The 18,601-nt window shown below is 36.0% G+C and carries 20 protein-coding genes; 13 read left to right on the plus strand and 7 right to left on the minus strand.

What is annotated here, in order from left to right; translation table 11 throughout:
- The first annotated feature begins 180 nt into the window (after nt 1–180).
- From B5X62_RS00935 to B5X62_RS00985, 11 genes are all read left to right on the plus strand, one after another.
- Complete coding sequence (locus tag B5X62_RS00935) at nt 181–537, plus strand: hypothetical protein (RefSeq protein ID WP_079665513.1); 357 nt, start codon at nt 181–183, stop codon at nt 535–537.
- 453 nt (nt 538–990) lie between these two features.
- Nucleotides 991–2,292, plus strand: a complete 1,302-nt coding sequence (locus tag B5X62_RS00940) for a hypothetical protein (RefSeq protein ID WP_079665514.1) — start codon at nt 991–993, stop codon at nt 2,290–2,292.
- A 61-nt stretch (nt 2,293–2,353) separates the two neighbouring features.
- Nucleotides 2,354–3,505, plus strand: a complete 1,152-nt coding sequence (tcmP, locus tag B5X62_RS00945; protein WP_079665515.1) for a three-Cys-motif partner protein TcmP — start codon at nt 2,354–2,356, stop codon at nt 3,503–3,505.
- Nucleotides 3,498–4,220: a DUF5131 family protein gene (locus B5X62_RS00950; RefSeq protein ID WP_079665516.1), complete on the plus strand. Its 723-nt coding sequence runs from the start codon at nt 3,498–3,500 to the stop codon at nt 4,218–4,220. Before tcmP ends, B5X62_RS00950 begins: the two co-directional genes overlap by 8 nt.
- A gap of 126 nt (nt 4,221–4,346) precedes the next feature.
- Nucleotides 4,347–4,652: a helix-turn-helix domain-containing protein gene (locus tag B5X62_RS00955; RefSeq protein WP_079665517.1), complete on the plus strand. Its 306-nt coding sequence runs from the start codon at nt 4,347–4,349 to the stop codon at nt 4,650–4,652.
- Nucleotides 4,649–5,878, plus strand: a complete 1,230-nt coding sequence (locus B5X62_RS00960; RefSeq protein WP_079665518.1) for a type II toxin-antitoxin system HipA family toxin — start codon at nt 4,649–4,651, stop codon at nt 5,876–5,878. Before B5X62_RS00955 ends, B5X62_RS00960 begins: the two co-directional genes overlap by 4 nt.
- Before the next feature lie 563 nt (nt 5,879–6,441).
- Nucleotides 6,442–7,428 carry a GTP 3',8-cyclase MoaA gene (moaA, locus tag B5X62_RS00965; RefSeq protein ID WP_079665519.1) on the plus strand — a complete coding sequence of 329 codons (987 nt, stop codon included), beginning with the start codon at nt 6,442–6,444 and terminating at the stop codon, nt 7,426–7,428.
- Nucleotides 7,379–8,632: a molybdopterin molybdotransferase MoeA gene (locus B5X62_RS00970; protein ID WP_245797104.1), complete on the plus strand. Its 1,254-nt coding sequence runs from the start codon at nt 7,379–7,381 to the stop codon at nt 8,630–8,632. Before moaA ends, B5X62_RS00970 begins: the two co-directional genes overlap by 50 nt.
- A gap of 5 nt (nt 8,633–8,637) precedes the next feature.
- Nucleotides 8,638–9,117 carry a cyclic pyranopterin monophosphate synthase MoaC gene (gene moaC / locus B5X62_RS00975; protein ID WP_079665521.1) on the plus strand — a complete coding sequence of 160 codons (480 nt, stop codon included), beginning with the start codon at nt 8,638–8,640 and terminating at the stop codon, nt 9,115–9,117.
- On the plus strand, nt 9,095–9,709 hold the full coding sequence (locus B5X62_RS00980; RefSeq protein ID WP_079665933.1) for an NTP transferase domain-containing protein: 615 nt from the start codon (nt 9,095–9,097) through the stop codon (nt 9,707–9,709). Before moaC ends, B5X62_RS00980 begins: the two co-directional genes overlap by 23 nt.
- A 1-nt stretch (nt 9,710) precedes the next feature.
- Nucleotides 9,711–10,745 carry a HesA/MoeB/ThiF family protein gene (locus tag B5X62_RS00985; protein WP_079665522.1) on the plus strand — a complete coding sequence of 345 codons (1,035 nt, stop codon included), beginning with the start codon at nt 9,711–9,713 and terminating at the stop codon, nt 10,743–10,745.
- Nucleotides 10,746–10,748: 3 nt separating this feature from the next.
- On the opposite strand, the gene B5X62_RS00990 is transcribed toward B5X62_RS00985, so the two are convergent.
- Genes B5X62_RS00990 through B5X62_RS01020 form a run of 7 tightly spaced genes read right to left on the minus strand, consistent with a single transcriptional unit; the run spans nt 10,749 to nt 16,375 of the window.
- A complete protein-coding gene (locus B5X62_RS00990; RefSeq protein WP_079665523.1) occupies nt 10,749–11,237 on the minus strand; it encodes a molybdopterin-dependent oxidoreductase in 489 nt (162 codons plus the stop codon).
- A 20-nt stretch (nt 11,238–11,257) separates the two neighbouring features.
- Nucleotides 11,258–13,654, minus strand: a complete 2,397-nt coding sequence (locus tag B5X62_RS00995) for an FdhF/YdeP family oxidoreductase (RefSeq protein WP_079665524.1) — start codon at nt 13,652–13,654, stop codon at nt 11,258–11,260.
- Between the two features lie 32 nt (nt 13,655–13,686).
- The gene (locus B5X62_RS01000; protein WP_079665525.1) at nt 13,687–14,037 is read right to left on the minus strand and encodes a DUF7009 family protein; all 351 of its coding nucleotides are present in this window, start codon (nt 14,035–14,037) and stop codon (nt 13,687–13,689) included.
- Nucleotides 14,034–14,909, minus strand: a complete 876-nt coding sequence (fdhD, locus tag B5X62_RS01005) for a formate dehydrogenase accessory sulfurtransferase FdhD (protein ID WP_079665526.1) — start codon at nt 14,907–14,909, stop codon at nt 14,034–14,036. Before fdhD ends, B5X62_RS01000 begins: the two co-directional genes overlap by 4 nt.
- 50 nt (nt 14,910–14,959) lie before the next feature.
- Nucleotides 14,960–15,376, minus strand: coding sequence for a molybdenum cofactor biosynthesis protein MoaE (locus B5X62_RS01010; protein WP_079665934.1), 417 nt, complete (start codon nt 15,374–15,376; stop codon nt 14,960–14,962).
- Between the two features lie 4 nt (nt 15,377–15,380).
- Entirely contained in the window at nt 15,381–15,623 is a 243-nt protein-coding gene (locus tag B5X62_RS01015) for a MoaD/ThiS family protein (protein ID WP_079665527.1), read from the minus strand.
- 2 nt (nt 15,624–15,625) lie between these two features.
- On the minus strand, nt 15,626–16,375 hold the full coding sequence (locus B5X62_RS01020; protein WP_079665528.1) for a sulfite exporter TauE/SafE family protein: 750 nt from the start codon (nt 16,373–16,375) through the stop codon (nt 15,626–15,628).
- Nucleotides 16,376–16,633: 258 nt separating this feature from the next.
- On the opposite strand from B5X62_RS01020, the gene B5X62_RS01025 reads away from it, so the two are divergent.
- Both B5X62_RS01025 and B5X62_RS01030 read left to right on the plus strand, forming a co-directional pair.
- A complete protein-coding gene (locus B5X62_RS01025; protein ID WP_079665529.1) occupies nt 16,634–17,260 on the plus strand; it encodes a TetR/AcrR family transcriptional regulator in 627 nt (208 codons plus the stop codon).
- A gap of 54 nt (nt 17,261–17,314) precedes the next feature.
- Entirely contained in the window at nt 17,315–18,592 is a 1,278-nt protein-coding gene (locus B5X62_RS01030) for a TolC family protein (protein WP_079665530.1), read from the plus strand.
- The last annotated feature ends 9 nt before the right edge of the window (nt 18,593–18,601 follow it).

The raw sequence follows: 18,601 nt of genomic DNA on the forward strand, positions 1-18,601 counted from the left end.
GATTTTCGAAAAAGATTTAGTCATATAAGAGAAGCACACAAGAGAAGATATAAACAAAATTAAATAAAATGAAAGCAATTTTGTTGATAAGTTTTAGGGTAAAATTATCAACAATTAATATTGGGGTATTGTGAGAATAAAAAATATCACATATTTTTGTAAATATTAATTTGAATGACAATGAAATTCAGGGTTATAAAACCAAAAGACCCACCTGCAATTGCAAAGATAACAGTGCAACGTACGGGAAAAATTGGGTTTTCTAAAGGCGCAATGGATTTGTTGGATTTAGAAACAAACAAATTTGCAAAATTTGCTTTTGACGATAGTGATGATTTTTACATCCTAATGTTTGAGGAATCCGATGAGGAAACTTTTAATGTAGCAAAAGCTGGGGAGTATAACTATATTAATGCAAAATCTTTATTAGAGGATTTGGATATAGATTATACATCTGAAGACACAACGATTTTTGATATCAGAAAAACTGATGACAAGAATGTTTATAAATTAAACAAGAGAGTAATTAAGAAATAAAAAAAGAAGTCCGAAACTTTACGAGGGTTGCCGAGACTTCTTTAGTTAGCCAAAGAGATAATCAGGTATCTTGAAGATATAGCTGTTATCCTGCTTTGTTCTGCAAAGATATTAAAAAATGTTAAAGAGTAAATTTTAAAAGACATTTTAACATTTCCATTTTTCTATTTTTCTTGCAAAGTATGTCACAAATCTTCACTGTTTATAAGGCTTACAGTACTAAAGCCTTGTAATTAAAAATGTATTACAGTGACTAAAAAAGCAACATCACCCAAAGTTGCTAAAATTGCTTCTAAAATTCTAAGAGACGGAAGAACTTCTAAGGCGTCTAAATCAGTCGCCGGAAGTGCCCTGGGTCAAAGAGAAAAAGGTAAGAAGTAATTTTAGAAAAAGGTTTTAAGTGCTTCCTTATAAAAAGCACTTTTTATTTAGTATTAATTTAAAAATAGAAAAATGGAAATTTTTGAAAAAGAATTTGTTCAGGTTACTGTTCCGCCATTTGAAAAACAGAATTCACAAAATGCAATTAAGGCTACAAAGCTGTTGGATTTAATTATTGATGATGGATTTAGAGAAAGAATCATTAAGCATTATGGCTTAGAATCTTTAGACTTTTATATTTCAATTGGGAATGTAGATTTGGCATTTCAATATGTCAATTTTATTACGAAAAAGTATGAATATATTAACCTTTGGAGTTCTAATAATAATGTGGTCACTAAAGTTGAGAGCACCGAAGAAAACACCGAAAAAACAGATTTGTATTTTGATTTTGCATTCCTCAATGATGATGATGGAGTGATTATTAGTGGATTAAAGGCAAAATCAATTTATGATTCTTCTTCAATGTTTTATAACGATCGAGAATTGTCAAAATATATTAATTTTCTGAAATCTAAAAACACAAAAGTTTTAGCAAAACTTTCAGATCGAAATAAGTTAATCGCAGATGTAAATGATTCTTGGAAATTACAATATGAAAGAAATCCAAGTTCAATACAACAAAGAAAATTTCGTTTTTTGAAGGACAAGAAAGAAAGGTACTATCTAAGAAGCATAACTTCTGAAAGATATGAGGAATATGGAGTAGCTTTTAGTTTTGTAATTTCGATCTTATCATTGCATAAAATCATGCAGTCAGATAAGGGCTTGAATTTGAAAATTAATTCATTATCAATAAATGAATCAAAAATCGACATGGTAGTTTCAACTGGAAACCCTGTATATGTGGAAGAAATTGATAGATTCATTTCATCATCGATTCTCATAAAAAATAATGATTTGGGTGACAGGTCGCTTTCTTTTACACATACCTTGAAACTGAATCCGAAACAGGACGAAGAACGAAAAATTTATTTATTTCCAAAATTAAAGGAGCAAGAAATAAATTATAAAATGTCTATTAGCCATACTGCAGGTATAGAAAAGGTATTGAGTACATTTGACAATTTAGGTTCCGTAATTTATTCCATGGATGAATACATAAAAGATTTTAAAGGTATTGCCAATACAAATACACCTGATGAACTTCGTGCTAAAATTGAAGAAAAAATTATTTCAAACAACAGTCCATTCAAAGAAGTAAAGGAATTGAAGAGTCTTTTTACAAGAAGCACTTCACAACATATTGATAATTTAGCTAAATTGCTTGAAGTTTGTCAGAAAGCCGAAATGATAAATATGGATTATGACATAAAATTCAAATTGAGGTATTTGATTTCGAATGTCTTACTTTACGGGAAGAATAGTTATTAATGTTTCTGACTACCAACAAAATTTTGTGATTAATTCGAATTTTATTTAATAAATTTATCAAATGACTGAAACTACATTTTTTAATACTCAAACTATTTCCTCGCGTGTAAAGGCGGGAATAGTTTCGGAGTATTTTCCAAGCTACAGTAAAATTATTATCAAAAAATTTATCCCTAAAGCGGTAAGATTTATTGATTTGTTTTCAGGTCCAGGAAAATATGAAGATGGAAATGAGTCAACACCATTACTGCTTGCACGTAAGTGTCACGGAGATCCAATTTTGAAAGATTTGGTAAAGTTTATTTTTAATGATAATGTATTTTCATCTGAATTAGAGAAGAATTTTTTAAATGAATTTCCGGATAATTCTTTCAAATATAAACCTCACTTTGGAAAAGGTACCGTTGGTGAAAATGTGGCAATTGACACATTTTTAAAAACATCAACACATATGGACAAAAGGAATCAATATCCTTCAGTCTTATTTATTGATCCATTTGGTTATAAAGGTATAAAAACTGAAGTTCTTGCAAAATTTTTAGAAAACTGGGGGAATGAAGTTTTTATATTTGTAAATACAAAAAGGATACAAGCAGCACTAGAGAATGATAAATTTGAAGGTTTAATGAGAGATTTATTTCCAAAGAGTTTTGAAAAAGTGAGAGTAGATCGAAGATTTAGGACTAGTGTTTCCGAAAGATTGGCATTTATTATTGATTCTCTTGCTGCTGAGTTCAAGATTTTATTGAATGGCACTGTTTACCATACTGCTTTCAAATTTCAAGAAGAGGATGTTGAAACTACAAGCCATTACATTTTACATATTACAAAGGGCGTAAAAGGTTTTGAATTGATAAAAACGGTTTATAATGATTTTGCAAATGTTGGAACTATCTTTGACGGTATAAATACATATACCTTTGATCCTAAAAGACTTGACTCTAAGGAATCGGAACTTTTCGATATTTCGTCCCTAAACATAGATAATCTTAAGCAGCTTCTAAAGCAGCAGTATAAGGGTATTACAATTTCTTCACAAAAATTGTATGAAAATCACCATCCAAATACAACTTATGCAAGATCTCACTATACGGAGGCTCTTTGTGGATTAGTAGACGATGGTGTCCTGAATGCTAAATTTAATGATAATATTAATCATAAAAAGAATGTTATTATTACAGATAAATGTATATTGAAATTTAAAAATGAGTAAATCCTCAATTGAATGGACTGAGATGACGTGGAATCCAACAACAGGATGCACAAAAATTTCAGCAGGTTGCAAAAATTGTTATGCGGAAATTATGACTCGTCGTTTAAAAGCAATGGGTCAAGAAAAATATAAAGATGGATTTAAGGTTGTCAAAGTTCATCCAGACTCATTAAAGGTTCCATATACATGGAAAAGTCCAAAAGTCGTTTTTGTAAATTCGATGAGTGACTTATTTCATGAAAAAATCCCAGTCGAATTTATTAAGGATGTTTTTAAAGTGATGAATGACAATCCGCAACATATTTTTCAATTATTAACAAAAAGAGCAGAACGCCTTTTAGAATTATCAAGTGAATTTTATTGGTCGGAAAATATTTGGATGGGGGTTTCTGTTGAAAATGCGAAAGTGATTGATAGAATAGATTTTTTAAGAAAGACGGAGTCTAAAATAAAGTTTCTTTCATTAGAACCACTTATAGGCCCATTAACTAATTTAGATTTAGAAAACATAGATTGGGTGATTGTAGGTGGTGAGAGCGGACACAAAGCAAGACCAATGAAAGAGAAGTGGGTTTTTGAAATAAGAGAAAATTGCATCAGGAATAACGTTCCATTTTTCTTTAAGCAGTGGGGAGGTAAGAACAAGAAAAAAGCGGGAAGAATATTAGATGGTAAGACTTATGACGAAATGCCTGTAAAAGAATCGAGTTTATAGTTTTGTTTTTTCTCGAAAATGCTCTTAAACAAATTATTAAATATTCAAGCTTGTATTAAATTTTTCGTATATTTGTAATACAATAGTAATAGTTACTATTAATTATTGCAAATAAGTATTCTTATAATGTTATTTAAATCCCTTTCAAAAGCCCAAAAAACCTTAGTTCAAAATGTTCGTGAAAGAAGATTGCAAATGGATCTTACCCAAGAAGGTTTAGCGGAAAGATCCGGCGTTGCATTATCAACTTTGAGAAAGTTTGAGCAGACCGGAATGATTTCTTTAGAATCTTTCTTAAAAATTCTTTCTATTGTTGGAGGATTAGAAGAGATGATTGAAGGATTAAAGCCAAATACACCTGCTTTTAAATCGATTGACGAAGTCATAAAGATTGACGAAAAAGCCATTAAAAAAAGAGGAAGTAAAAAATGAGAACATCAATCAAAGAATTAAAAGTAGGATTGAATTTTGGATCAGAAATTCAACCGGTAGGACGATTAGCGATTCGTGATGGAATCATTTATTTTGAATATGACAATGCTTTTCTTGAAACTAATTTAGAAATTTCGCCATTAAAATTTCCACTACAACGTGGAGTAATAGAACTTCCTAGAACACCTTTTGAAGGATTGGCAGGAGTTTTCAATGACAGTTTGCCCGACGGTTGGGGAAGATTACTTTTTGACAGGATGTTGAGAGCTGAAGGGATTTTACCGAATGAAGTTACAGCTTTAGATCGCTTAGCGTACGTTGGATTAAATGGAATGGGAGCGTTGGTGTATGAACCAGATGAAAGTCCTAAACATTATGATGAAAAAATTAACCTTGATGTTTTGGCTTCGCAAACTGAACAGGTTTTGGAAGGCGAATCTGGAGAAGTCATCAATGAACTTTTGGCATTGAACGGATCTTCTGCCGGAGCGAGACCAAAAGCAATGATTGGTCTTGATTCTCAAAGAAAGAACATTTCTCACGGTACAGGTGATTTGAAAGATGGATTTGAACATTGGATTGTGAAATTTCCAAATACGCAAGATGGTAACGATTCAGGAGCTATTGAATATATTTACTCGATAATGGCAGAAAATGCAGGTTTAGAAATGCCTGCAACACACTTATTTCCTTCACAAAAAGGGAGTGGATATTTTGCCGTAAAAAGATTTGACAGAGATAAAAATAAGCGCTTCCACATGCACACTGTAAGCGGATTGATCCATAGTAATTACAGGTTTCCATCTCATGATTATGAAGATTTATTGGCTTTAACTAGTGCGATTACCAAAGATATTCGAGAGGTTGAAAAAATGTTTCGATTGGCTGTTTTCAATGTAATGGCACACAATCGTGACGATCACGCTAAAAACTTCAGCTTCCTAATGAATGAGTTTGGCGAGTGGAATTTGTCGCCAGGCTATGATCTCACATTTTCTAATGGACCTGGCGGAGAACAAAGCACAATGGTGATGGGAGAAGGACGAAATATTTCAAGAAAGCACCTAGTAAAGCTAGGTTTAGAAGCAAAACTGTCAAAAGCATTTATAGTGGAAGTTATTCGCCAGACGAGCTTGGCATTGGAGAATTGGAAAAACTTGGCGAAGGAATATGATGTTAACAAAGAAAACATAGAAATGATTGAGAAACGTATTTCGAAGTTTTAAGGATTTCATAATCTTTAAAGAGGAAAAATTGCTAATTTTGGAACTAATTCGTCGGGAAGTATTAATTTCAAAAAGCCCGTCGGGAAGTATTATCTGATTGACTATTAATGAAATACATTGTTTTCTCGGTACAAAAGTAGTACAAAAGCGTTAAAATTTTCAATTATTTCACTACTTCAAAAATGAAAAAACCTTTGTTAATGGTGCTTTGCAAAGACGAAAATGTTGACGGTATCTACACCCAAAAGATGTTGCAGCACCTTGGAACTGTACTACTTTAGTACTACATGATTTAACGTAAAAGCTTATTAATAAAGGAAAGTTAAGATTCTGTATCGGCAAATAGAGATTAGAAGTAAGATTTAGAGAATCGAGACAACTCTTTAAAACCAACAACCAAGATTTCATATACTTAAAGTTCGAACAGGTTTTCTTGGCCACATTGCGAATGTATAAACTATTTTTTGCAACTAAAATACGCTGAAATACTTATTTTTTTGATAATCGTTTAGCCATTTTTAGCCAAAAACAATCGTTATATTTGTATAAGCACATTCCGAAAAATGCTACAAGATCAATTTGGACGTGAGATAAATTATCTAAGACTGGCCGTTGTCGACCGGTGCAATCTCCGTTGTACCTATTGCATGCCCGAAAATGGTTTGCAGTGGATCAAACAAAACGACTTGATGACGGACGAAGAAATGATTAGGATCTGTAGTATTTTCACAGATTTAGGCGTTTCCAAAATCCGAATTACAGGAGGTGAGCCTTTTGTACGAAAGAATTGTATTCAGCTGATGGAAAGTATTTCCAAGCTTTTAGGTTTGCTAGATTTGACTTTGACCACCAATGGTTTGCTTACGACCGACTATATTCCGCGGTTAAAGGCGATGGGCGTCAAGTCTGTCAATCTTAGTCTCGATACTTTGGATTCCGAACGTTTCTATAAAATTACACGCCGCAAAAGTTTTGACAAAGTAATGAAGACTTTAGAGTCTTTGTTGAAGCATGATCTAAAGGTTAAAATAAACGCGGTGGTGATGGAAGACGAAAATATCGAGGATATTATTCCGTTGGTGAAACTTGCTAAAGAAAATCCTATCGATGTTCGTTTTATAGAGGAAATGCCTTTTAATGGTGGGAATACTCCCGTTTCGTTAAAGTGGAATTATGAACGGATATTAGAGCATATTCAATCCGAGTTTCCGATTTTGGAAAAGATGGAAGATCCTAAAAGTTCTACAGCTTATAATTACAAGATTCCAGGTTTTAAAGGTGATATCGGGATTATTGCAGCCTATACACGCTCTTTTTGCGGCGATTGCAACCGAATCAGGATAACACCGAATGGTGAGCTCAGAACTTGCTTGTATGAGGAACACGGCATTAATCTAAAAGATGAATTACGACTTGGGAAAACCGATGATGAACTGAAATCAATAATTATCAATACTATAAAACATAAACCAAAAGATGGTTGGGATGCGGAGAAGCAAAATGCTAGCTCAGCGGAGTCTCATCAATCAATGGCAACAATTGGCGGCTAAAATGGAAATGATCAGCGTACAACAAGCGGAAGAATTGATTCTATCTCAAATACAAGATTTTGGGACGGAAGAAGTGCGTTATACAGATGCTTTGGGACGAGTATTAGCCGAAGATATTCTTGCTGATCGGGATTTGCCACCATTTGAGCGACCAACCGTGGACGGAATTGCGATTCGATTTTCGGGTTATGAAAAAGGACTTCATACTTTTAAAATTTCTGGAGTTCAATCGGCGGGAGAAGCTTCTATCGAAGTAAATTCTGATCATGATTGTATCGAAATTATGACGGGCGCTGCTTTGCACAACTCTTTGAATTGTGTTATTCGGTACGAAGATATTTCTATTGAAAACGGCGTTGCAACTATAAACATCAATCCTAAAAAAGGACAGAATATTCACTTAAAAGGAAAAGATAAAAAAGCAGATGATGTTTTGGTTACAGCCAATCAAGTGATAACGCCAGCGATTATAGGCATTGCAGCGTCGGTTGGTAAGACGAATCTTTTGGTGAAAAAACTTCCAAAAATTATTGTGATTTCAACTGGTGATGAAATGGTAAGTCCTGATGTTATTCCTTCGGACTTTCAGTTGAGACAATCCAATGGAATTACGATAAAATCGGTTTTGCAGAAGTATCAAATCAAAGCTGATTTGTTGCATTTAAAAGACGACTACGATTTGATTAAAAAAGAATTGACGCGTTGTCTTTCGCAATACGATGTGCTTTTGATGAGTGGCGGCGTATCTATGGGAAAATTTGATTTTCTTCCTCAAGTTTGTGAAGAACTCGGTGTTGAAAAGCTTTTTCATAAAATCAAACAAAGACCTGGGAAACCTTTCTGGTTCGGTAAAAACGAAGCACAGAAACTAGTTTTTGCATTTCCCGGAAATCCAGTTTCTGTGTTTATGTGCCTGCATCGCTATTTTGTTCCGTGGTTGAAAAATTGTTTAGGTTTTGAATCGAATACGCCATTAAATGCGGTTTTGGATAGTGATCTCAACTTCGAACCTCCATTGCAATATTTTGCTCAGGTCAAACTGCAAGTGAATTCTTCGGGACAATTGTTAGCAAAAGTTATTGATACCAATGGTTCTGGAGATTTTTCGCATCTTGCAGAAACCAACGCATTTATCGAATTACCTTTAGAAAAAACACATTTTGCAAAAGGTGAAGTGTATAAAGTTTGGCCTTATAATTTATAAATAAAATGACAGATTTTTCACATCTCAATAAAGATTTAGAACCCAGTATTGTTAATATTGGTCCGAAAAAAATAACACACAGAAGGGCTGTTGCACGCGCAATTGTTAGTTTGCCGGATCATGTTTTGAAAAAACTAAAAGAAGGTGATTTCAAAACACCAAAAGGTTCGGTTTTTCAAACCGCGATCATTGCAGGGATTATGGCGGCAAAAAAAACGGGCGAGTTGATTCCGCTTTGTCATCCAATCGGGATGGAAAACTGTGAATTGAAAATTGATTTGACAGATGCCGATGAAATAGAGATTTACTGCACCGCAGAAGTCGAAGCCAAAACAGGCATCGAAATGGAAGCGCTGACTGGTGCATCTATCGCGGCACTTACGATATACGATATGTGCAAAGCTTTGAGCCATGATATTTGCATCAAGGAAATTAAATTAATGGAAAAAACGGGTGGAAAAAATGATTTCAAAAGAGCAAAATAACATTCCAAAAATCAACGGTTTGGTCTTGGCGGGCGGAAAAAGCGTCCGAATGGGAACGCCAAAAGACGCCTTGCAATGGCATGGAAAAGAGCAACGTTATTTTGCCGCGGATTTGTTGAAAGCCTTTTGTGATGAGGTTTTTATCTCGTGTCGTCAAGATCAGTTGACCGATTTCGATTCCAATTATCAAGCGCTTACCGATACTTTTTTGCAGATGGGACCTTTTGGCGGAATTCTATCGGCGTTGCGTACGCAAAGAGACAAGGCTTGGTTGGTAGTCGCTTGCGATCTTCCTTTGTTGGACAACGATTCGCTGCAGTTTTTGATTGAATCTCGTGATCCTGAGAAAGCTGCGACAACTTATGAAAGTCCTTTCGATGGATTGCCAGAGCCGTTAATTACGATTTGGGAACCCAAAAGTTATCTACTTTTACTTCATTTTTTAGGGCTTGGAAATACGTGTCCGCGCAAAGTATTGATCAACAGTGATACTTTGATACTAAAACCTCAAAATCCCGATGCTTTGATGAATGTCAATACACCAGAAGATGCTCAAAAAGCACAAAATTTTTTGAATCGTAAAAAGTCCTAAGATGGAAGAGCAGTTCAGTCGTTATCAATGTCAGATGGCTTTACCAGGTTTTGGAATCGAAGCGCAGAAGCGTTTACAAAATGCCAAAGTACTCGTCGTAGGAATCGGTGGTTTAGGTTGTCCATCTTCGCAATATTTGGCGGCTTCTGGGATCGGAACTCTTGCGATTGTTGATGATGACGTCGTTTCTTTATCCAATCTTCATCGTCAAATTTTGTACACGCCAGAAGACGTTGGTAAACCCAAAGTTGAAGTTGCCGCGAAGCGTCTTCAAGCCCAAAATCCTTCCATCACGATAATTCCGATTAATCAGCGAGTGACTTCGGATAATGTCATGGATTTGATTGCCGATTATGATTTGGTAATCGAAGGAACGGATAATTTCGAAACGAAATACTTATTAAATGACGCTTGTGTTTTGGCTGGAAAAGCTTTGGTTTACGGAGCGATTTATCAATACGAAGGGCAAGTTAGCATTTGGAATGTTCAGCAAGCTGATGGAAGTTTTTCGGCTAATTATCGCGATGTTTTCCCTGATGTGGAAGCAGTGCAAGTTCCAAATTGTGCAGAAGGTGGCGTGATTCCAAGTCTTGCAGGGATTGTCGGTTGCATGCAGGCTAACGAAGCGATTAAATATTTAACCCAATCAAAAGATCTATTGGCAGATAAACTTTGGATGGTTAATATGTTAATGGGCAAAACGCAAATTATCAAATTACGAAAGTCTAATGCTATCGAAATTAAAGCTTTGGTAGAAACCATTCCTATCATGAGTTTCAACGAGTTTAATACAAAGAAAGATCAATTAGAAATCATCGATGTCCGCGAAATTTCGGAACACGAAGCTTCCAATCTTGGTGGAAAAAATATTCCGTTATCCGAACTTGAAAATCGTCTATCAGAAATTACTCCCGACAAAACAATTCTTTGTTATTGTGCGTCGGGTAAACGAAGTACAGTCGCAGTAGGCATACTCAAAAAACATTTTCCAAATATTTCTATTTTTTCTTTAAAGAATGGGATGAGTGCTTATTAGTATTTACTCTTTAGCAGAAGTAACAACTAATTCTGTCACCTGAAAACTACTACGTGCAGGTCTTTTCTCACCTTCAACAACTAATCGCAAAGGACCTTTTTTAGCATCCAAAGCTTTTCCATCCATTTTATCCGCCAAGATGATTTTCTTGTCATTCAGGCTGCTGTCGATTTCTGCTAAAGAAAACACGACTTCATAGTTGTCAGCCGACTTTACCAAAAGATATTTTAGCAGATTTTCGCCATGTATTTCCTTTCCTGCGGGAGCGTCTGCTTTTGCGAGCAATTCGCTTAGTTGTACACCGCTGTACGTGTGTACTTTTCCATCTTTGTCATTCAATACAGCCGTTGCTTGTGGCATTTTGGCTAAATCTGCTAACGTTATAGAATAAGGTGTTTTGACTTCGCCCTTTATTTTTAATTCAAATTTGTTTTGCGCTGAAACAAAAATGATGGAGCACAAAAACAGGAATAGAAAAATGGATTTTTTCATATATTTTTCAGTGTTAAATTCTAAGCGTGATCTGCTCGATAAGCCACCACTAAAGTTTGGTCTACTTTTTTGAAGATTTCAGGCGTATGTTTTTTAATTTTTATCCTAACATATTTTGAAGCCGGCATATTGGCGCCTTTTACCACATTGTTCACAGAAACTAATACGTTGGTTTCAGGGAAATAAGTCATCGTACTTTTCTCGGGAATCGGATAGGCAACGATAATAAAAAGCGGTGCAATACGTTCGATACCGTCATCATAGTTGAATAGATCGACTTTGTCACCCGCCTTGAATCCCGCTTTGTCAATATCATTCTGATTCATCATAATGACACGTCTCTCATTGAAGATGCCTCGATAACGGTCGTTAAGTCCGTATACTACAGTGTTAAACTGGTCATGGGTTCTGGTTGTTCCCATCAAAAACTCATCATCTGCCAAGCGATTATCGGTCATCGGTGTGATGAAAAATGTTGCTTTATTGGGGTCATTTTCACTGCTGAAATGACCATCACGAGGTCCGTTTGGCAAGTAGAAACCTCCTTTTTGTACCACTCTTTTATTATAGTCATCAAAACCTGGAATGCATTGCTCGATATCATCTCGCACAGCATCATAACTATTGATGTACTTGTCCCAATCTACGACCGAACGATTGCCTAATACGGCTTTTGCCATACGACAAGCGACGTGAGTTTCGTTAATTAAATGTTCACTCAACGGATCCAAAACACCTCTGGACCATTCAATAACACCCATGGAATTTTCGGTACTGACATGTTGAAGTTCGCCATTGACGATATCTTTTTCACTTCGTGAAATAACTGGTAAAATCAAGGCTTCTTGGCCGTGGATAAGGTGTCCGCGATTTGGCTTAATAGAAACCGAAACTGACATTTCTAAATTGCGTAATGCATTAGCGGTGTAGGTGGTGTCGGGTGCTGCCGAAAGAAAATTGCCACCCATGCAAAACATGAATTTTACTTTCTTCTCATGCATCGCATGAATAGCGCTAACAACATCCAAACCGTGATCTCTTGGAGGATTGAAGCCATAATGTTCCTGCAATTTGTCCAATTGCTCTTTGGTAGGGTGGTGGTTAATCAGTAGCGTACGATTACCTTGCACATTACTGTGCCCACGAACAGGGCAAACTCCGCCGCCTTGAACTCCGATACTTCCGCGCATTAAAAGTAGACTTACAATATCGTGAATCATCTCCACGCCGTTGTGTTGCTGCGTGATTCCCATTCCCCAACAAACAATGATTCGCTTGTTAGTGGCAATCATGTGCGCCGCTTCTTGCAACTGTTGAAGGCTGATGCCCGATTCAGCAGCGAGAGCATTGATATCATATTGTTTTAGGTCTTCGACAAGTTCATCGAAGCCTGTAGTTTTTTCCTCAATAAATTTTCGGTCAATTACTTTTCCTGGATTTTTTGTTTCTTCTTCCAAAACAAGCTTCATCAAAGCTTTTAGCAAAGAAATATCGCCATTGATTTTTACGGGAAGATAAAGATCACAAAGTTTGAAAGGTTCGCCGAAAAGTGCACGCACTTGTTGTGGATTGCGGAAACCCATTAAACCAGCTTCTGGAAGTGGATTGATCGCCATGATTTTGGCGCCATTTCGTTTTCCTTTTTCCAATGCAGAGAGCATTCTTGGGGAATTAGTTCCAGGATTTTGTCCCATGATAATGATCAAATCAGTATCATAAAAATCTTCCAATTTTACAGTTCCTTTTCCGATGCCTATCGAACGTAAAAGCGCATAACCAGAAGTCTCATGACACATATTGGAGCAATCGGGGAAATTGTTAGTCCCAAATTCTCTTGCGAAAAGTTGATAGACCCAGGTGGCTTCATTGCTGGTACGACCAGAAGTGTAGAAAATAGCTTCGTTAGGCGAATCCAAAGAATTCAGTTTCTCAGCGATTTTCTTGAAGGCTTCATCCCAACTAATAGGTTGATAATGTGTACCACCTTTTGGGATATACATTGGCTCGGTAATTCGACCAAACTGACTTATTTCGTAATCCGAAAGTTTGGACAATTCATAGACAGAATTTTTACTAAAAAACTCAGCGTCCACTTTTCTCGAAGTCGCTTCTTCCGCCAAAGCTTTTGCTCCATTTTCGCAATATTCGCCCAAACGAGAACGCTCGTCATCCGGATCTGGCCAAGCGCAACTTGGACAGTCAAAACCATCAAATTGATTCATCGAAAATAATGCCCTACCACCACGAAGCACCGATGCATTGAGCACCAATTGGTCTAAAGAGTGCATCACCGCAGGAACTCCAGCTGCCCAATGTTTAGGCGGCTTTTGTTCCAGCTTCAATAATTTGTAAGGTGGAATAGCAGAAGGAAGTTTGCTTAAAATTTCTTCCGCATTTTTGTCAATATTATTTTCCATGACGAAGCATTTTTTGAGGTTAAAAGTCCAATTTAACAAGTCATATTGGGGTTCGGAAAATTGTCGCTTTGATCTTCTACACTATTGTCTAAGCAAACAAAATCCTTTTCTATTAATAATTTTACAACGCCAGCCTCACCATCAAAACCGACGCGATCGGTATTTACAAGTTCCTGTACCATTTTTTCGGGCATTTGCATGACGATTTTATTTTCTACAAAGCTTGCGGTAAGTGTTTCGCCATTTGTTTTTTCAACAATATAGATAAATGGTCGATCCGTAAACTCGGTAAAACTGGTGATAATCCCATGTCCCCCAAGATCTCGAACTTCCGATTGTGTAAGACGAAACCTAACCGAATTATCTTTAATTCTTATTTTCATACTGCATTTTCAATTTTAAAATTTTCACCTAAATGGTAAATGTTAAAGCGGTTTTCTCGTAAAAAACCTAATAAAGTGATATCAAATTCTTTTGCTAAATCCACTGCTAAGCTGGAAGGTGCACCAATTGCAACGACAAAAGAAATCCCTGCCATAGCTGCTTTTTGTATCAGTTCGAAACTTGCACGGCCGCTAAGCAGCAATATTTTATCCTGAAGCGGAAGTTGATCTGTGAACAAAGCGTGCCCAATCAGTTTGTCTAACGCGTTGTGTCTGCCGACATCTTCTCGAAGTGCAAGCAAATCACCTTCAAGACTAAACAAACCCGACGCGTGAATTCCGCCTGTTGAAGAAAAATTACTTTGGAAAGACCTTAGTTTTTCGGGTAAAGAATAGAGTGTTTCCACTGAAATATTCTGTTGCGTTCTTGTAATATTTTGGAACGGACTAACCGTTCTGATAGATTCTATCGAGCCTTTACCACAAACGCCACAACTGGAAGTCGTGTAGAAGTTGCGATCGGTATTAGCAAGTTTTGGAATAAAATCTTCAATTAAATCCGCAATAATAATGTTCTCCTGATTGCGAGAACATTCGGCTTGCTGATGACCGACATTCTGAATTTGATTGTTACTGGAAATAATTCCTTCGGTAAAAAGAAAACCTGCAGCAAGCTCCGCATCATTGCCAGGCGTCCGCATCGTTACCGAAATATTTTTTGTGTTTTTGTCGCCGTTTGTATGGTACGAAACCCTAATCTCTAAAGGTTCTTCTACGGCAATATCATCTGTAAAGTTAAAAGCCGACTGCCCTTTAACCTTGATAATTTCGATTTTTTGTACGGAATTGTTTTCCAAAATCGGAGTTTTCATATCTCACAGAATTTATAGAATAAATATACAATTTTTGATCCGAAAATGTATCAAGGATGTGCAGAAATCCACTCTTCGCCATCCTCGAAAACTTCTTTTTTCCAAATTGGAACGGTTTGTTTGATGGTGTCAATTACATATTTGCACGCCTCGAATACGGCATCGCGATGACCATCCGAAACCACAATAATAATGGCTTCATCGCCTGGAAACAAAGTACCAATACGGTGATGAACAACAATATTTCGAACCGAAAATTGAGCAATTGCTTGATCAATTATTTTACGGATTTCCTTTATTGCCATAGGTTCATAACATTCGTATTCTAAACGAATAACCGATTTGCCTTTGGTTTGGTTTCGGACAGTTCCTAAAAAGGTCGCAATTCCGCCGCTTCCCAAATCCTGAGCAATTTCTAAACATTGATTAATATCTAGTTTCTGATCTGTAATTTTAATATCTATCATCGTTTTATCCGCCACTTACGGGTGGGATTATTGCAATTTCGTTGTTGGGATGTAGTTGTAAATCATCTTCTGCATATTCCTCATTCACTGCGATAAAATAAGATTTTAAGCGCTTCAAAGCTTCGTATTTTTCTTCGAGTTCGTTTTTTAAATCTTTGACATTTGCGGTTTCTGGCATTTGTAGTTCGATTTCAGAATTACCGAAAATATCTTTAACAATACCAAATGCCAATATTTTGAGTTTCATTATTACCAGTATTTAATTAAAACATTGATTCCTGCTACAAAAATAAGAATTGCAGTTATTCTTTTTATCACGATTGGATTCCATTTTAAGGACATTCGAGAACCAATTTGACCACCAATAAAAACCGATAAACAAAGGATTCCGATTCGCGTATAATCGATGTGTTCAGGCATTTTGGTAAGTTGTCCAAAAATTCCTGAAATAGAATTAAATAAAATGAAAATACTGGATGTTGCAGCAATGCGTCGCGCGGTATCCCATTTCATTAGGTTGAGTAAAGGTGAAAGAAATATTCCGCCGCCGATGCCTACCATTCCTGATAAAAATCCAATTCCGCCGCCAAGAAAACTATTTTTTAACAGGGCTTTTTTGTTATTGTCAAATGAATCTTCTGTAACTGTATTTTCCGTTTTTATCCATAATAAAATAGCCGCGACAATTAACGTGATCCCCAAAATCAGAAAGAACGTCTCTTGACTAATCTTTGCAATGGCGCCTAAATACGCCATGGGAACACTGACCAACGTAATGGGGAGGATCTTGCGCCAATTGACTTGTTTGTTTTTGATGTAGAGGTAAACGCCGCCTGTGACTACAATAATGTTGCAAATTAACGCCGTTAAACGCATTTCTTGAAACGGTAAGTTATACATCGCCAAAACCGCCAAGTAACTGGATCCGCCGCCAAATCCTACCGATGAATAAACAAATGCAATGATTAAAAAGAGTAAAACGATTTGCCAATAATCCATAAATGCCTCTATTTTCTGTAAAACAATATTAGTGAATTATTGGTGAAAATGGGACGCGCTTTTCCTTTCATTCAATAACAACTAAAATTTTTAAAGAATTAAAGCGCAAAAAATATTTCAGAAAATTGAAGCTATTGCCTTGTCAGTGGAAAGTCTAAGATACTTAAAACGCTTAAAATTTAATCAAATGATTAAATAAATTGTTTAAAAAATGTTTTTTATGTACCTTTGCCCACGAAATCTACTTTTTCATCTACTATGGCTAAAAAAGAAATTAAAAATAGAGACGTTTCTACGGAAGAAAAAATTAAGGATGCTGCAAAGTTGGTATTTCACAAAAAAGGCTATGCCGCAACGCGTACCCGAGATATTGCCGAAGAAGCGGGCATCAATTTAGCGCTCTTGAACTACTATTTCCGAAGTAAGGAAAAACTATTTCAGCTGATTATGGCAGAAACACTTTCGGGGTTTATTTTGCAGCTGAGTTCGGTTTTGAACAATAAAAAAACTTCTTTAGAAGAAAAAGTAGAGCAAATTGCAAATAATTACATCACTTTTTTGTCCAAGGAACCTGAAATTCCGATTTTTATCTTGAGTGAAGTTCGTAATAATTCAAAGGTATTTATGGATAAAATTCCTTTGAGGGAAGTTGTCCTAAATTCGGAATTCATCCACCAATACGAAGAAGTAGTTCACAAAGGAAATGTTTCCGAACCAAACCCTTTGCATTTTCTTATGAATGTTTTAGGGCTAGTTGTTTTTCCATTTATCGCACAACCTATGTTGACGCAGCTCGGAAAATTAGATCAACAGCAATTTAATCAATTAATGGAGGAGCGAAAAAAGCGTATTCCTTCTTGGATAAAAATGATGCTAAAGGCGTAGTATATTTTTTTGACCTAATATTAATCAAATGATTAAAACTAAAAATTAAATGTAATGATTAAAAAAGTAATTGTAACAATCGGCGTACTGCTTCTAAGTTTTGGCGTTACCAAAGCGCAATCTTATACTTTAGAAGATTGCTACGTTTTAGCTAAGGAGAATTATCCTGCAATTCGTAAGCTCGATTTGGTTGCGAAGTCAGCAGATTATACCATTAAAAATGCGAATAAAAGATTTTTACCTCAGTTTAATGTAACGGGACAAGCAACTTATCAATCTCAGGTGGTGGATTATGGTGCTCTGCTTGGTGACAAAGCGTCGGCAATGGGCTTCACTCCGCCAGAATTCAGCAAAGATCAATACCGGATTTCGGGTGAGATAGAGCAGTTGATTTTCGATGGTGGAAATACAAAATATCAAAATGACATTACGAAAGCCAGCAGCCAACTTCAAGCCCAAAATGTAGAAGTTGAATTATACAGCATTAAAGACCGCATTAACACGATTTTTTTCTCTGTTTTCTTGTTGGATGCTCAAGAAGACCTCAACAATATAAAAATCGCTAATCTGAATACGCAGTTATCAAAAGCAGAAGCCGCTTATAAATACGGAACTGCCTATGCAAGCGATGTTAACGAGTTGAAGGCAGAAATAGAAACCGCGAAGACAGTTAACATAGATTACGACCGAAATCGTGCTGCTTTTCTGAAAATGCTTTCCATTTTTACAGGAAAAGAAATTACTTCTTCTTTTGAACTAGTAAAGCCAGAACCAGTGCTTATTTCAACTGAAATTAAAAGACCCGAACTTCAATTATTTGACTATCAAAAAAATATTTATGAAGCGCAAACAAAACAATTGAAATCCAGCTATATGCCTACCTTCAAAGCTTTTTTTCAAGGGGCTTATGGACGACCAACACTTAACCCAATTTCAAATGATTTTGGAGCATGGTACATTACGGGAATCCGTCTCAATTGGTCTTTAGGGAATTTGTACACCTTAAAAAATCAGCAAGAAATATATAGCATAAATAGTCAAACTGCCGATGCAGAAAAGGAAACTTTTTTGAGAAATGTAGAAATGGATCTCGCTCAACAAAAGGAAAATGTGCAAAAATATTCTGAAATGATTGATCAAGATTATAAAACGATTACGTTGCGCGAACAAGTTACAAAATCAGCTTCTGCACAGCTTGCCAATGGTGTAATAACCACGCACGAATACATCCAAAAGATGAATAACGAAAATGCAGCCAAGCAAAATTTAATCCTACATCAAACGCAGTTATTGCAAGCTCAGTATAATTTAAAATTCAAATCAGGCAATTAATAATCAACG

Source organism: Soonwooa buanensis (assembly GCF_900167905.1).
Classification (GTDB): Bacteria; Bacteroidota; Bacteroidia; order Flavobacteriales; family Weeksellaceae; genus Soonwooa; species Soonwooa buanensis.

Coding starts and splice junctions, on each gene's coding strand:
- B5X62_RS00935 (WP_079665513.1), top strand. CDS start 181: ATGAAATTCAGGGTTATAAAACCAAAAGACCCACCTGCAATTGCAAAG.
- B5X62_RS00940 (WP_079665514.1), top strand. CDS start 991: ATGGAAATTTTTGAAAAAGAATTTGTTCAGGTTACTGTTCCGCCATTT.
- tcmP (WP_079665515.1), top strand. CDS start 2,354: ATGACTGAAACTACATTTTTTAATACTCAAACTATTTCCTCGCGTGTA.
- B5X62_RS00950 (WP_079665516.1), top strand. CDS start 3,498: ATGAGTAAATCCTCAATTGAATGGACTGAGATGACGTGGAATCCAACA.
- B5X62_RS00955 (WP_079665517.1), top strand. CDS start 4,347: ATGTTATTTAAATCCCTTTCAAAAGCCCAAAAAACCTTAGTTCAAAAT.
- B5X62_RS00960 (WP_079665518.1), top strand. CDS start 4,649: ATGAGAACATCAATCAAAGAATTAAAAGTAGGATTGAATTTTGGATCA.
- moaA (WP_079665519.1), top strand. CDS start 6,442: ATGCTACAAGATCAATTTGGACGTGAGATAAATTATCTAAGACTGGCC.
- B5X62_RS00970 (WP_245797104.1), top strand. CDS start 7,379: ATGCTAGCTCAGCGGAGTCTCATCAATCAATGGCAACAATTGGCGGCT.
- moaC (WP_079665521.1), top strand. CDS start 8,638: ATGACAGATTTTTCACATCTCAATAAAGATTTAGAACCCAGTATTGTT.
- B5X62_RS00980 (WP_079665933.1), top strand. CDS start 9,095: ATGATTTCAAAAGAGCAAAATAACATTCCAAAAATCAACGGTTTGGTC.
- B5X62_RS00985 (WP_079665522.1), top strand. CDS start 9,711: ATGGAAGAGCAGTTCAGTCGTTATCAATGTCAGATGGCTTTACCAGGT.
- B5X62_RS00990 (WP_079665523.1), bottom strand. CDS start 11,237: ATGAAAAAATCCATTTTTCTATTCCTGTTTTTGTGCTCCATCATTTTT.
- B5X62_RS00995 (WP_079665524.1), bottom strand. CDS start 13,654: ATGGAAAATAATATTGACAAAAATGCGGAAGAAATTTTAAGCAAACTT.
- B5X62_RS01000 (WP_079665525.1), bottom strand. CDS start 14,037: ATGAAAATAAGAATTAAAGATAATTCGGTTAGGTTTCGTCTTACACAA.
- fdhD (WP_079665526.1), bottom strand. CDS start 14,909: ATGAAAACTCCGATTTTGGAAAACAATTCCGTACAAAAAATCGAAATT.
- B5X62_RS01010 (WP_079665934.1), bottom strand. CDS start 15,376: ATGATAGATATTAAAATTACAGATCAGAAACTAGATATTAATCAATGT.
- B5X62_RS01015 (WP_079665527.1), bottom strand. CDS start 15,623: ATGAAACTCAAAATATTGGCATTTGGTATTGTTAAAGATATTTTCGGT.
- B5X62_RS01020 (WP_079665528.1), bottom strand. CDS start 16,375: ATGGATTATTGGCAAATCGTTTTACTCTTTTTAATCATTGCATTTGTT.
- B5X62_RS01025 (WP_079665529.1), top strand. CDS start 16,634: ATGGCTAAAAAAGAAATTAAAAATAGAGACGTTTCTACGGAAGAAAAA.
- B5X62_RS01030 (WP_079665530.1), top strand. CDS start 17,315: ATGATTAAAAAAGTAATTGTAACAATCGGCGTACTGCTTCTAAGTTTT.